Genomic DNA, 15,713 nt, shown 5'->3' with positions numbered 1-15,713 from the left:
ATGCATGCGAACTGCCGATTATTTCTTGACAGTCGAACCTTCCCGATGTGACGCTGATCGTATTGGGGAAGGCATTCATTGCAGTGCCATAGCATCACTTGAAGGGCGGTTCGAATGTCACAGGGAAGTGCGGCGCTTGCGGTCGTAGACACCGTCGTTGCGCCTGGTAATCCGCCGGATCTCGCTCTGGCCGGGCTGGTCTTGTTGGCCCAGTTTCACGGTATCGCCGCCGATGCCGCTCAGCTCAGCCACCAACACGGTGCCGGTAGCGAAGCGTTCGACGACACTCGACTTTTGCTTGCCGCCAAACAGCTCGGGCTGAAAGCGCGCATCAATGCGCAGCCTGCCGGGCGTATCGGCATGGCGAGCCTGCCGGCCCTGGCATTGGTCGAGAACGGGGAGTCGTTCATCGTCGCCAAAGTCAGCGGCGACACGGTACTGATCCACGATCTCGTGCAGAAGCGGCCGCGCAGCCTGTCGATGGCCGAGTTCGAGTCGCGCTATGCAGGGCGATTGCTGCAGGTCGCATCGCGGGCTTCCGTCCTGGGCGAACTCGCCAAGTTCGACTTCAGCTGGTTCGTGCCGGCGGTGGTGAAGTACCGCAAGCTGTTGCTGGAGGTGTTCGCGGTATCGTTCTTCATCCAGATGTTCGCCCTGATCACGCCGCTGTTCTATCAGGTGGTGATGGATAAGGTGCTGGTGCATCACGGCCTTACCACCCTGCACGTGATCGCGGTCGGGTTGGTATCCATCGCGATATTCGACGTGGTCTTGTCGGGTTTGCGTACCTATGTGTTCGCGCACACGACCAGCAAGATCGATGTCGAGTTGGGTGCGCGGCTGTTCCGGCACATCCTGGCCTTGCCGCTGGCGTACTTCGAGTCGCGCCGCGTCGGCGACACCATGGCGAGAGTGCGCGAACTCGAGAACATCCGTACCTTCCTTACCGGGCAGGCGCTGACCTCGGTACTCGATCTGTTCTTTACCGTGGTGTTTCTCGCGGTGATGTTCTACTACAGCGGCTGGCTCACCCTGATCGTGGTGATTTCGCTACCGGTGTACGCCCTGTGGTCCGCGTCGATCACGCCGGTATTGCGCAAGCGCCTCAACGAAAAGTTCGCCCGCAGCGCCGACAATCAATCGTTCCTGGTCGAGACGGTAACCGGCATCGGCACCATCAAGGCCACCGCGGTCGATCCGCGCGTTACCCGCACCTGGGACAACCAGCTCGCGGGCTATGTCGGTGCCGCGTTCCGCGTCACCCGACTGGCGACGATCGGCCAGCAAGGCGTGCAGTTGGTGCAGAAGCTGGTCAGCATCGCGATCCTGTTCTGGGGAGCCCAGTTGGTGATCGCAGGGGATCTGTCGATCGGCCAGCTGATCGCGTTCAACATGCTCGCCGGGCAAGTCGCTGCCCCGATCATCCGGCTGGCTCAGCTGTGGCAAGACTTCCAGCAAGTTGGCATTTCCGTCGAGCGTCTCGGCGACATTCTCAACACGCGCACCGAGCTGCCGGGTAGCCGCATGGTCCTGCCGCCCATCCGCGGCCAGGTGACTTTCGAGAGCGTGACCTTCCGCTATCGGCCCGACGCGGCCGAAGTGCTCAGCGGCATCGATTTCAACATCGCCGCGGGCGAGGTGATCGGCATTGTCGGTCGTTCCGGGTCCGGTAAGAGCACTCTGACCAAGCTGGTTCAGCGTTTGTACGTGCCCGAGCGAGGGCGGGTCCTTATCGACGGCCACGATCTGGCCCTGGCCGATCCGGCCTGGCTGCGGCGTCAGCTCGGCGTGGTGTTGCAGGAGAATTTCCTGTTCAACCGAAGCGTGCGCGAGAACATCGCCCTGTCGGATCCGGGCATTCCTCTGGAGCGGGTGATTCACGCCGCGAAACTGGCCGGCGCGCACGACTTCATCGTCGAACTGCCCGAAGGCTACGACACCAAGGTCGGCGAGCAAGGGGCGGGGCTATCCGGCGGCCAGCGCCAGCGCATCGCGATCGCGCGAGCGTTGATCACCGATCCGCGCATTCTGATCTTCGACGAAGCCACCAGTGCGCTCGATTACGAGTCCGAGCACGCGGTGATGGCCAACATGCGTGCAATCTGCAAAGGGCGCACCGTGCTGATCATCGCCCACCGTCTCTCCACCGTGCGTCACGCCAACCGCATCGTGGTGGTCGAGAAAGGGCGCATCGTCGAAAGCGGCTCGCATGCCGAGTTGCTCGCGCGACCGGACGGCCATTACGCATATCTGCATCGCCTGCAGCAGGGATAAGTCGATGAAGCATGTCTTTCAAGCCGTCGGCGATTTCGTCGCGCGCTACGGCCGTGTCTTCAAGGCGGCCTGGTCGGTGCGCCAGACGCTTGATCCGCCCAAACGCAGCCAGGACGAGTTGGCATTCCTGCCCGCGCATCTGGAGCTGATCGAAACGCCATTGGCGCCGCTGCCGCGCTGGGCGATGCGCATCATCGTCGCGTTCTTCTGCGTGGCGCTGTTGTGGGCCTGTATCGGCAAACTGGACATCGTCGCGGTGGCGCAAGGCAAGACCGTGGTCGGTTCGCGCACCAAAGTGCTGCAGCCGGCGGAAACCGCGGTGGTGCGGCGCATCCTGGTGCGCGACGGCGAGCGGGTGAAACAGGGGCAGCTGTTGATCGAGCTGGACGCCACCGCGACCACCGCCGATTACGAGAAGGCCGGAGAAACCCTGGTCAACGCGCGCCTTGCGGAATTGCGCCTGAGTGCGTTGGCGGCGGCGATCGATGGGCACGGCGCGCCGATCCTGGCATCGGACCCGGCCTTGCCGGCGGTGCGTTTCCAGTCCGAGCAGCAGCTCGCGCACAGCGAATTCCAGGCCTTCAGCGCCAAGCGCGACAACCTGGAAGCGGCGATCGGCCAGCGCAAGGCCGAGCTGCAGACCGTGCAGTCCCTGATCGGCCCCTTGCAGCAGAGCGCCGTGATCGCCAAAGGGCGCGCTGACGATTACGCCAAGCTGGTCGAGGGCAAGTATGTCGGCCGGCACGAATACCTGCTGCGCGAGCAGGAACGCATCGCCGCCGAACGCGACCTCGCCGCGCAACGCAGTCGGCTGCACGAGACTCGATCGGCTCTGAGCGGTGCGCAGGAGCAACTGAAGGTGCTGGTCGCCGATACCCGTCAGCAAACCCTGGACGGGCTGCGCAAGGCTCGCGAACAAGTCCAGCAGTTCACGCCCGAAGTGGCCAAGACCGGTCAGCGCGACAAGCTCATGCAGTTGCGGGCGCCGGTAGCGGGCACGGTCCAGCAGCTCGCCGTGCATACCGTCGGTGGCGTGGTCACCCCGGCGCAGCCGCTACTGGCGGTAGTGCCGGCCGAAGAGGCGCTCGAGGTCGAGGCGACGGTGTTGAACAAGGACATCGGCTTCGTGCGCGCCGGCCAGCCGGTGACGGTGAAAGTCGAAAGCTTTCCCTATACCCGCTACGGCTACCTGACCGGCACCGTCGAAAGCGTCTCGCACGACGCCGCACAGGACGAAAAGCTGGGGCTGGTATTCCCCGCGCGGGTCAGGCTGGCCCAGACCGCACTCGATATCGACGGCGTGCAGGTTCGCCTGACGCCGGGCATGGCCTTGAGCGTCGAGATCAGCACGGGCAAGCGCAGGGTGATCGACTACTTGCTGAGTCCGCTGCAGCAGCATACGGGTGAGGCGTTGCGAGAGCGGTAATTCTGTCGCGCCCTAAAATCAAAAATTGCCATGGGGTGAAGATGGGCGTTCGTGCGAAGAACAGGCTTTGGTTTCGTGAGGTCCTGAGTGTTGGCGGCGCGTTGCTGGCATCGGTTCTTATGAGCGCTTGCGATGGTTCATTTCAGGCGCCGACTCCGGCCCGGAGGCCGAGCTCGATATCGTCGCCACAACCGCAATCGCAGAGCTCTTTAACGGAGTCCTCGGACGAATCCGTTTCCGATACTCGCCGCTGTCCTCATGGCAAAGAAATCGCTGCTGCTTATGTGTTGGTTGGTGCCACGCTGTTCAAGTACCCACGTTCGAATCCAACTCAATCGTTGGGGCGTCCACCAAGCAATACGCATGAGTCGGAAAAAGGGGGGGCGAACGATTTGGGCTACTGCGCAGAAGTTCCCGCGCGCGTCCAGGTGTTGGACTTAAAAGACGTACTTGAGGGAGATCAAGGGCCCTATGCGCAGCAGTTTGGTCTGCTCACCTCGATAAGTCTGATTGGAACTCCCGATGGACCGTCCGCGATGCAAGACGTCAACGAACGAACCTCGGATCGCTTCATCAATATAGCTGTCTGCGAGAGGTTGGCGAACGGGCTTCGAGGATGCTCGGTCGGCAGCGATTTCGAGCATGCGCAAGTCTCGACGTTTCGCAGTGATTCAAGTGGTTACACGGCGCCGCTGGGTCGTCGTTACATTGTTCTTTGCGGCCTTGGGCCGTCAATTTCTCCTGATGACTGCCACGTTTACTACCGCCTGTATAAGGGTGTCAGTTTGAGCTACGGATTCGATAAATCCAGGCTTCCCGTCGATCAGATACTCGAAGTGGATGCTGCCTTGAGAAGAAAAGTCAGTGCATTAGCAGTTGTCGAGAAACACTGATTTGCGCATTTCAATTATTGCTTGAACAACAAGGAAGATAAAAGTGACTGTCAATGTTACCTACGAGCGCGGCTATGGTGGTCTTAAGTTGAGTAAAGAGCAGCGGGATCAGCTGTCTTCGCTGTTCATAGATCAACAGATTAAGTTTGGTCAGCACCAGGACGGCCTTGGTCTGGGCACTCCGCTGTATCAGATGATTCTTGGTTTTATCAGCGATATCAAGATCAATAAGGTGGTCGGTCCGCATGGCGTGACCACTACCGAAGAGTTCGTTCCGAAAGCTGGGGTCGATCCAAGAGTCTGGTTCTGGGTCAAGGGCGCGGTCGATGTCAATCGCGGTGTGGGGTTCTTTGCCGATTTTATTCGCGAGTACACCAAGATCCAGTATCGCCAGAGAATCGGTAACGCAGTCGAAGAAGAACAGTTGAATCGTGATGCCGAGGCGGCAAATCAGATTGCGTCCAATCTGATTGCCTTCAATCTGGTGACGGATCTCCTTAATCATGAGGGCGATCTGCCGGGCATAACTGGGCTTGGTGCGATCGATGCCGGTGCAGCGGCATCCACTGTTTTTCGGAATATCGGGCCGATTGCCGAAGGGGACTATGCTCCGTGGGCGGGAACTCTCCTTTTTCCGTTCCTCGGTAGCAAAGATTTCTTTAAGGATTTCCTGCTTAATGACGAGCAGGTTGTAGCGAATATATACGAGAAAACCGAGGAGGGGGGCGGAACCAAGTATGGGACCAAGACGGTCAAGCATATCGAGGGTACGTATGACCTGATTTCCGCTATATCGATAGCGAGATCTGCGACCCTCGCGGCGGGCGTCTCGAATCCGATCGACGCTTTCCTTAGTCTATTTGCGGAGCTGCCGGAGAAGAAGCAGGACGACTTAATCGAGGAAACAACTGCATTTTTCCGCAAGCACTATGGTCTTGCTGCAGATAGCGGCTTCGAGATCGGTAAGCGATTGCTGTTTGCTAGATCCACGTTCATGCTTGGTGAGAATTATGCAATCGGTAGCTACGGAAACGATCTCATCGAATCCACTTCCCCATTCTCCGATGTCGTGCATGCGGGGCTCGGCGACGATACGGTAATGGGCTCGGCGGGGGTCGATCTTCTTGACGGCGGAAGCGGCATTGATACTGCGGATTTCGGGCGTATGGGGGTCGATCAACTGATTGAGATCGATTCGTCATTGGCTGCCAGTGCCGACTACAAGTACAAGATAAAGGTCGCAAGCGAGCAGCCAACTTACGACGAGTACTTGGCTACTCAATCCAACTCCCAATTGTTCGGATTCGAGCGAGTTGTTCTCGGCAACGGTAGCGATACGCTTAAGTTAAGCAGTCTGGATGGGAGCAAGCTCCAGGGCTTGCAGTCAATCGATTTGGGTGGAAATTCCGCTCGGATGGGCGACACGCTCGATCTGAGCGGGATGTCCGAAGCCGCGGATATAACTCGAACCGCGGACGACTCGATTTTGCTTACAAGTGCAGGCTCAAATGGGTATGCCCTCACGGTCAAGAACGCGGAAGTCATCAGCGGCACAGCTCATGCCGATCGTATAGTCGGTGGCGCTAGAAACGACACTGTCTACGGCAACGGTGGCGACGACGAACTGCTGGGAGCCGGCGGCGGCGACCGCCTGTATGGCCAGGCCGGTGCGGATACGTTGCGCGGCGGCGAAGGCGCGGACTATCTCGATGGCGGTGCCGGGGACGATGCTTATTACTTTTCTTCGGCCGACACCGTGGCTACCGACACTATCGTCGATACCGACGGCGCTGGTCGAATCATCGTGGATGGCGAGACGCTCTCGATCAGCGGTTTCGAGCGTGTAACAGAAACGTCCTGGCGTCGCAGCGACGGCAAATTCCGTCTGGCCAAGATCGAGAACGATGGCCGTACCTTCCTGGTCCTCACGATCGCCGCGACCGGCGCTCATATTGTCGTCAACGACTGGGTCGAAGGCGCGCTGGGTTTCAGTCTCGGCGCGGGATCGGCGGAGCCGGGGACGGGCATCGTCGAGAAGGTCGGCGACGACGCAGCGAATTCTCTCGATACACATGCGATCGAGAATTCGCAGTGGGTCGACCACTTCGGTACTCGCCATCGTATCGAAGGCCTTGGCGGCAACGACAGCATCTCTGGAGGCAATCTCAGCGACGAACTCGATGGCGGCGAGGGTGACGACTTCATACAAGGCGGCGCCGGGTCCGACGTCATACGTGGCGGTGGCGGTAACGACTTCATCAGCGAATCCGATCTCAGCGTCAGCTGGGCGGAAACCGTGCGCGTTCAACGCGAATGGGGATACGAGAACGTAGCGACGGCCGACTACATGGCCGAGCTTGCGGCCCAGCATCCGGACACTTACGTGACGCACGGTTCCGCTTGGTTGCTGCGCAGCGGAGCTGCGGTCAGGGACGATGCGCGCTTGATCTATCGAAGCGCCGAGATGGCGAGTTTCGTCAAGAACTACACCAGCAACCCGGATCTCTATCGCGACGAAGGCGATGTTATCGACGCCGGCGCCGGTTCCGATATCGTCATATCCGGTCGCGGTGTGGATATCGTCAACGGCGGTACGGGTAACGATGTCCTCGCCGGCGATCACGAAGGCGATCACATCAGCGGCGACGATGGCGACGACATCATCTACGGCGATCGTATCCGCGGAACGCTCGATAAGTACGCACCGGAAGAAGCGGTGACCGGCAGCGACCTCTTGTTCGGAGGTTCCGGGAACGATCAGGTCTTCGGCCAAGGCGGTGGCGATTTCATCTGGGGGGGCGAGGGCAACGACAATTTATTCGGAGATCGACTGGGCAATGACGCCAGCTCGACCGATGTCGTGCGCGAGGCTCCCGGCGACGATTTCATCGATGGCGGAGAGGGCGACGATCGTATCTTCGGCAATGCGGGCAGCGATACTCTGCGTGGCGGCGGCGGCAGCGACTATATCGAAGGCGACGATGGTGTCACGCCCAGCGCTCAACACGGCGACGACGACATCGACGGCGGGGCCGGCAACGACATTATTTGGGGTGGGGGCGGCTCGGACTCGATCGTCGGCGGCGATGGCGACGACAAGCTTGTCGGCGACGCGGCCGTCGTCGATCTCGCGCTTTCCGCCCATGGCGATGATCGCCTCAGTGGTGGTGCCGGTGAGGATGAACTGCTGGGCGGAGGCGGTAACGACGCGCTCGACGGTGGCGACGACGACGATTTGCTGGCCGGCGAAGCGGGCGACGACAACCTGCTTGGTGGGCGCGGCAACGACGAGCTGCAGGGCGGCGACGGCGCCGATTATCTGAATGGCGGCGACGGCATCGACTTGCTCGTCGGCCAGAACGGTAACGATCGACTATTCGGTGCCGCCGGCGACGACGAATTGCAGGGCGGAGAAGGCTCCGACGAACTTGATGGAGGAACGGGAGCGGACCTGCTGCACGGAGGCGCGGGTGACGATCATATCGCCGGCGGCGAGGGCGACGACCGCGTAACCGGCGGTGACGGCGCCGATAGGATAGTCGGTGGCGCGGGCAAGGACATCGTCTGGGGTGAGGCCGGTAACGATCAGATCGATGGAGGAAGCGGGGCCGATGAACTGAGCGGCAACGACGGGCAGGACGTCATCGACGGCGGAGCGGATAACGACGCTGTGTGGGGCGGTGCGGGCGACGACCGCCTCTCCGGCGGAGACGGCAACGATCAGATACTCGGAGACGATTCGGCTGTTAGCGCCTCAGAGCACGGGCGTGACGTCATCGACGGTGGCGCCGGCGACGATCTCGTACACGGGCAGGGCGGTGACGACACGATCCGCGGCGGGGACGGAAACGACGTTCTGTTCGGCGACGACTTCGAACGTTTGTTCTCCGGTAACGACACTGTTTCCGGCGGAACCGGTTCGGACTACGTCGACGGTGGCGCCGGCGACGATATTCTTCTGGGAGAGGAAGGCGCAGACACCCTGGAAGGTGGAGTCGGCAACGACGTTCTGACCGGCGGCGTGGGCGACGATCTTCTTGTCGGCGGAAGAGGCGATGACATTTTCATCTTCGAACGTGGCTTCGGTCACGACCGCGTCGTCATCCGGGAGGACGGAAACGATGGGGCTGACGCCATCAAATTCGGTTCCGGTATCCTGGAATCCGACTTGAGCTACAGAGTCGTCGGCCAGGATCTGGTAGTCGATGTGGCAGGCGGTGACGCTGTTACCGTCACTGGATACTTCTCTCCAGGAGCCAACGCGACGTTGGTGCTGATCGATGGAACGGTAATAGATCGCTTGAGATTGGAGCAAGATCTCAATGTGACCGCTCCGATTACGGGAACCTCGGGTGACGATGTGCTGAACGGAACGTCGGGCAACGATAATGTGTACGGCGCAGACGGGGCCGACATCTTGAACGGCCTCGATGGAAACGACTACCTGAGCGGTGGTGCCGATGGCGACATGCTCATTGGCGGCAGCGGCAACGATCAGCTCGATGGCGGGACCGGCAACGATATCTATCGCTTCGACGTAGGCTTCGGTATCGATACCGTGCTCGGCTTGGGCGAGCCGGATTCCGGCAACGACATTATCCGTCTCAACTTCAACTATGTCGGCTCGAACATGACGTTCGGCGTGGTTGGAGAAGGGAGCAACGATCTGGTGCTGAACTTCCTGCAGTTCGGCAGCATCAATAGTCTGGGCTTGCAGGGGTTCATGACTCCGGGGCGTAGCCACACGATCGAGTTCCTCGATGGTGTGCGCATTACCGCAGTCGATTCGAAGCTCGTCTACACTTATCAAGGCGGCGAGGCTTCGGATGTGTTTTATGGCCAGAACGGACCGGAAGGCCTCTACGGCGGCGGTGGTGACGATCAGCTCTATGGCCGCTTCGGGAACGATTATCTGGATGGCGGAACCGGCAACGATATTATCGATGGCGGCCCGAATAATGATGCGCTGTACGGCGGGGCGGGCGACGATAGCTTGAACGGTGGTCAAGGCGACGATGTCCTCGTCGGTGAGGCCGGCGACGATCAGCTGGTGGGCGACCGCGGTAACGATATCTATCGGTTCGAGCGCGGTTTCGGGCGCGACAGGATCGAGAATGTTTCCGTCTATAGGGATAATGGCGGCTATCTGGACGAGATCCGGTTCGGGGCGAGCATCGTTCCGGCTGAAGTATCCTTGCGTCATCTGCGTGATTACGAAGGCGACCATCTGGTGCTCAGCATCGCCGGTAGCGACGATGAGCTGACCGTGAAGAATTTCTTCCGCGACGATGGCCGATCTGCGTTCGCCGTGGATAAAATCAGCTTTGCGGACGGTACGGTATGGGATATCGAAACGGTCAAGGCGACCGTGCTGCAGTCCGGCGATGGCGACGACCGCCTATTCGGCTACGACAGTGACGATATCTTGTCGGGCGGGCAGGGAAATGACGAGTTGCATGGCCAGCTCGGCAACGATGTGTTGAATGGCGGCGCCGGCGCCGATGTCCTCGCAGGCGGAAAGGGTCATGATGTCTACCGTTTTGGTCGCGGTTCGGGCCAGGATTCCTTGCTGCGCATCGTTCCCGAGCCACATGGCGAATGGGGGCAGGAACATTACATCGCTCTGTTCCGCGAGGCTTCGGAAGGAATCGATGCGGTCGAATTCGGTGCCGATGTTACCGACGGCGACATCGTCGTCAGCCGCGAAGGCAACGATCTGGTGATGTCTATTCGCGGCACCGACGACGTGCTGCGTATTCCGCACTACTTCGGCTGGATGGACGATAGTCAGGTTGGAGGAGGCGACGGCGACGGCGGCGGTGCCGCATTTGCGGCCGCGCTATTCGACGGTGGCGAGTCGGTCGCACGCCATCAGGATCTTGCGGTCGAGTTCTTCCGCTTCGCTAACGGCGTGGTCTGGGATCGCGAACGGATTCACTCGTTTTTCAGTTCCAACGGTGAGCTGGCGACGGAAGGCGACGACGTGCTGTATGGCGATGACGGCGACGCCGACACATCCGTGCTGTCTGGGCGAGGCGGAAACGATTCGCTGCGCGGAACGGTGGGCGATGACGTCATTCACGGCGGCTCCGGTAACGACACGCTCGACGGCGGGCAGTTCCAGTCCTGGAGTGAAGATGGCTACGGCAACGATGTGCTTAAGGGCGGCACTGGCGACGACACCTATCGCTACGACCGGGGCAATGACGTCATCGACAACTCGGTCGAGAGCGGTTCGGAGGCCGGCTATGATGTTGTCGAAGTCGATGAGTACGCAGAAGACGTGTCGCTGCAGCGGGTCGGCGACGATCTGCTGCTACGCAATGAGTACGAAGGTTCGGTGCTTACGATCAGCGGCTACTTCTCGCGCCCGGCTGAGGCGATAGACGAGATCCGCTTCGCTGACGGCGCGGTGTGGTACTCGACCGACATCGCCGAGCAGGCCGTAGGCGCCGGTTTGAACCTGCAGGGAACGGCCGACGGCGAAACCCTACTGGGCCGCGGAGGCGATGATGTAGTTCGGGCAGGCGACGGCGACGATACCGTGCGTGGAAAGACGGGTAACGACAGTCTTTACGGTGAGGCTGGTCGCGATTCCCTGTACGGAGGCCTGGGCGATGACGTGCTCGATGGCGGCACCGGGGACGACCGGCTCTACGGCGGCGAGGGCCGCAATGTTTACCGTTTCGGCATCGGCTATGGCGAAGACTATGCCGAGGACGCCGGTAGTGGAGCCGTTATCGAGTTCGGCGAGGGGGTTTCGCTCTCGAACCTGATCCTGCAGGGAAAGAGCAACGACCAGCCAGGCGCTATCGTGCGTCTCCGCGGCATGGATGGGTTCCTGGATATCAGCGGCTCGACGCCTGTTCAGATTCGTTTCGCCGATGGCTCCGTTTACGGCGAGGACAAGATCCGCGAGCTGATGCGCATATCGGCGACCGACGACTCAGATACTTTGCTGGGTGGCTCGGGCGACGATAATTTGTCCGGCGGCGGCGGGCGGGATCATTTGGCGGGCTATGCGGGCAACGATGTCCTGAATGGCGGTGAGGGCAACGACGAACTGTTCGGCGGAAGCGGCACCGACACCTATGTGTTCGGTCGCGGTTACGGCATGGACGAGATCGTCGACCACGGCGGCGATTCGATCATTCAACTCGGCGCGGGCGTTTCTCCGGACGACGTGGCGCTGGTATCGAAGTACTACAGCGATGGTCATGCGCTGCGCATCCTCGGCACCGATGACTTCCTGAGGTTCGAGGGCTCGAGTATCGCCGAGATCCGTTTCGCCGACGGTACGGTGTGGGGACGCGAGCAAATCAGAACCAAGTTCTTGTCTGCGAGCACAGAGGGTGGCGATGTGCTCGGCTTCGAGAGCGACGACGTGATTGTCGGGCTGGGCGGCGACGACCGCATCGATGGCGGAGCGGGCAACGATACCCTCGAGGGCGGAGCCGGCCGGGATTTCCTGCTCGGTGGAGCGGGTAACGATGTATATCGCTTCGGTCGTGGCTCCGGTGAGGACAACGTCCAGAACGGATACAGCGGTAGCGAACCGGGCGAAATCGGCACTATCGAGTTGGGAGCGGACATTGCATCCGCCGACATAATCCTGTCGCGCGAAACGGGCGGTCTGACCCTGAGAATCGGTGGCACCGAAGATCTGCTGTATATCTGGGATTACGCGTTTGTCGAGGGGCAGGACAACGCAACCCCGTACGAGATCGTATTCGCCGATGGAACGCGTTGGTTGGCAGCGGATGTGCGGGCGAAATTGCTTGCTTCGACAGGCGGCGACGATGTCCTCAACGGCTTCGTTGGGGCCGACCAGATCGTGGGCGGCGAAGGAAACGACGTCATCGATGGCGGAAACGGCGACGACCACGTCGCGGGCGATGCGGGGTCGGACAGGCTGCTTGGCGGCTATGGCCAGGATCTTCTGGAAGGTGGGGCGGGCGACGATACTCTGGCGGGCGATCTGGATGCCGACATCCTCGACGGCGGTGCCGGCAACGATGAGATCGATGGCGGTTTCGGCCGGGACGTGATTCGTTTCGGCCGCGGTGATGGACACGATACGGTCGTCTATGGCGAGGGGCGTCTGGAGGATGTCGATTCCGTCGAGCTCAAGGCGGACATCGGTCCGGCCGACATCGTTCTGAGCCGCAGCGGTTTGGATCTGATCATCGCTACCGTCGGCGGCGCCGAGTCGCTGACCGTGAAGGGTCATTACATCGCCGACGGGGAAACGGCTCGGGCCATCAGCCAGATCCGCTTTGCCGACGGTACGGTCTGGGGCACCGCGCAGATCACCGCGCATCTGGCATCTGCGAGCGATGTCCCGCCCGAAGAAGCCGAAGAAGACGCATCGGGTTACGCGCAGGGCTCCGATACGGGGCCGTTCTGGCCCATACGCAAGGACCTTGATGGCGTCGATGTCATGTATACCGATGGGGGCCACCGGTCCGCGGTTTCGGGCGGTCAAGGCAACGACACGCTTTATGGCCGAGGTTTTGATGACGGATTGTTTGGCGGGGTCGGCGACGATCAACTGTGGGCCAGTATCCATGGAAGCTTCATGTCTGGCGGATCGGGCCACGATCGGTTGTTGGGCAATATCGGCGACGACTCGCTTTCAGGCGGCTCCGGTAACGACTTCCTGAACGGAGAAAGCGGGGGCGATAGTCTCAGCGGCGGAAAGGGAGTCGATGTCCTTAACGCCGGTTTCGGCGACGACTCGTTGGCTGGCGACGAGGGCAGCGACATGCTGTTCGGCGGTCAGGGCAACGACAGTCTGGCCGGCGGCGAGGGCATGGATCACCTCAGCGGCGACGAAGGCGACGATACCCTGCTCGGCGGCAGCGGCAGCGATACCTTCTTCTTTACCCGCGGCTACGGTCGGGATCGCATCCTTTCCGAAGCAAGCGACACCGGGGCGACTCGCAATGGCGATGCGACCACCGACGTGGTCAGCCTCGGTTCGGGTATCGTCGCAAGCGATCTGCAAGTTTCGCGCCAGGGACGGGATCTGTTGCTGAAGATCCGCGGCACTGCCGATCAGCTGACCGTCGAGGGGTATTTCGACGACAACGGCGACCGCGATCATCTTTCGATCGATGTCGTCCGTTTCCATGACGGCAGCGAGTGGGGCTACGACCAGATCAAGCAGCGACTGTTGACCGGAGACTCAGCCAACGACACCATCGGCGGTTTCAACGGAGACGACCTCATCGCGGGCCTGGCCGGTGACGATGTGCTGTCCGGTATGGACGGGAACGACCGCATCGAAGGCGGCGAGGGTCACGATCTGCTTTCGGGCGACGCCGGCAACGACACCCTGATCGGCGGAAGCGGGAACGATGCCTTGTTCGGCGGTGCGGGTAGCGACAGCTATCTGTTCGAGCGGGGTTTCGGCTTCGATCGGATCTCGGATTACGTCGATTCGGCGCTGCCGACCGATACCGACGAGATCGTTTTCGGTGCCGGCATCTCGACTTCCGATGTGCGCTTGTCTCGGGTGAACGACGATCTGCGAGTCGAGTTGAACGAGAGCGCGGATGCGATCGTCGTCGCTTCCTATTACCTGTCGCGTTCGTCCGCCAGTCTGCCGAATGCGGTCGAGCGTATCCGTTTCGCCGATGGTACCGTCTGGTCGCAATCCGATATCGAAGCCGTGGTCGGAAGCGGTTCTTCTGCAACGATGAGCGGATCGTTGCCGGCGCAGCAGATGCTTTCCGCGCCGACTGCCGATAGCGGGGCGGACTTGCGAGGTATCACCTGGCAGCAGTGGAGCATGAGGAAGATGGAGGTTGCCGCTCCGCAAGGAAATGCCGAGCTTCAGTCGCTGATCGGTGCGATGAGTGCCTATCCCGCCGCAACCGCGGTGGACCACGGTCTCGACAGGCTTCCGACCGCTGGAGAGCTCGTCGTTGCCGCGTTGCGGGAAGAACGGCTGCAGTGGCGTCAGCACGAGCCGGCCTTGCTCTGAGGCCGGACTTTGGATATGGAGCCGCCAATGGCGGCTCCGTTTTCCTGCATCGTTCACCGCACCGGCTCCGCCTTGTTGCGGAAGCCGCGCAGGGTCGATGGTAGGGCGCAGGTTCGACTCTTCTGCCCAAATCAAATAACGCCGGAGGCGAGCGAGCTGCCTGGCCACCGGCTCGGCAGATATCAGCAGAAATAAGTTTAAGCCCCCGGCCAATACGGGGGCTTTATTGTTGTACGCGCGGCTCGCTTTCACAGATGCTCGAGCACCGCGTTGGTAATAGCGGCCCCCGGCCGGCGCGGCGTTGGCGGGCGGACCGCAGGGACGGCGACGGAGCGGGGAGATTTCGCCGTTCCGACACGAGGAATACCGTCATGAGCAATTACTGGCCCGAGCAGAATTTCGATGCGGGTAAGTTTCACCTGCAGTTGCATCCCTACCTGGCTGCGCCCGAGAACGTGTTCGCGCCGGACGCTGCCTTGCAGTACGGCGGCGACTTCAAGACGCGTTTTGCACGCGCTGCGCCTCAGAACAGCGAGATCGGGTTGATCCAACTGATCTTCCCGCAGACGGCGGTGTTCCCGCATACCCAGATCCGTCAGTGGAACGTCGACAAGCGCGACCCCACTGTGGGGCAGCAACCGATGCGCAATTGCTTGTATAGCGAGCCGGGCGTCTTCATAGGCGCGCATTCGCAGTACTACGCGGGTCAGCCGACCCGCCATCTGTCGCCGACCGAATGCTGGCTGATCGATACGCCGCGCGAGTTCAACAACCGCTTCGTCAATGGCCGCTTCGAGGGCGACACCACCACCAAGTTCGCCAATTACGTGGTCGACATGCCCAGCGGCAAGGTGTTCGACCAGGGCATGGTGTGGGGTTATCACGTGGTACAGAACTCCAAGAAGCCCAACGAATTCGAGCCGGTGGTGGTCGCACCGAAGGAATCGCGTCTGCGCGAGAACAACGAGCACCTCGATGCCATCGCGCGTTTTCTGCGCATCACCCGGGATCAGGTCAAGAGCTATATCGCCTAGCGTTGAGGACTCGCGAATCGCGCAACGGAATCGTTCGACGGTCGCCAAAACAAAGCCCCGCCGGAGCGGGGCTTTGTGCGGTCCCTTACGAATGCACC

5 protein-coding genes are annotated in these 15,713 nt (G+C 61.0%); all 5 read left to right on the top strand.

Going from position 1 to position 15,713, the window contains the following annotated elements:
* Positions 1–114: 114 nt before the first annotated feature.
* Entirely contained in the window at positions 115–2,274 is a 2,160-nt protein-coding gene (locus tag EX88_RS0110245) for a type I secretion system permease/ATPase (protein ID WP_031371902.1), read from the top strand.
* 4 nt (positions 2,275–2,278) lie between these two features.
* On the top strand, positions 2,279–3,700 hold the full coding sequence (locus EX88_RS0110240; protein WP_031371901.1) for an HlyD family type I secretion periplasmic adaptor subunit: 1,422 nt from the start codon (positions 2,279–2,281) through the stop codon (positions 3,698–3,700).
* A gap of 35 nt (positions 3,701–3,735) precedes the next feature.
* On the top strand, positions 3,736–4,593 hold the full coding sequence (locus EX88_RS25910) for a hypothetical protein (RefSeq protein WP_152566212.1): 858 nt from the start codon (positions 3,736–3,738) through the stop codon (positions 4,591–4,593).
* A 43-nt stretch (positions 4,594–4,636) separates the two neighbouring features.
* Positions 4,637–14,581: a calcium-binding protein gene (locus EX88_RS27100; RefSeq protein WP_031371900.1), complete on the top strand. Its 9,945-nt coding sequence runs from the start codon at positions 4,637–4,639 to the stop codon at positions 14,579–14,581.
* A 371-nt stretch (positions 14,582–14,952) separates the two neighbouring features.
* Positions 14,953–15,615, top strand: a complete 663-nt coding sequence (locus EX88_RS0110230; protein WP_031371899.1) for a hypothetical protein — start codon at positions 14,953–14,955, stop codon at positions 15,613–15,615.
* Positions 15,616–15,713: the final 98 nt, after the last annotated feature.

Source organism: Lysobacter antibioticus, from assembly GCF_000731095.1.
GTDB classification, from domain to species: domain Bacteria; phylum Pseudomonadota; class Gammaproteobacteria; order Xanthomonadales; family Xanthomonadaceae; genus Lysobacter; species Lysobacter antibioticus_B.
This window is presented reverse-complemented; position numbering and strand designations above follow the sequence as displayed.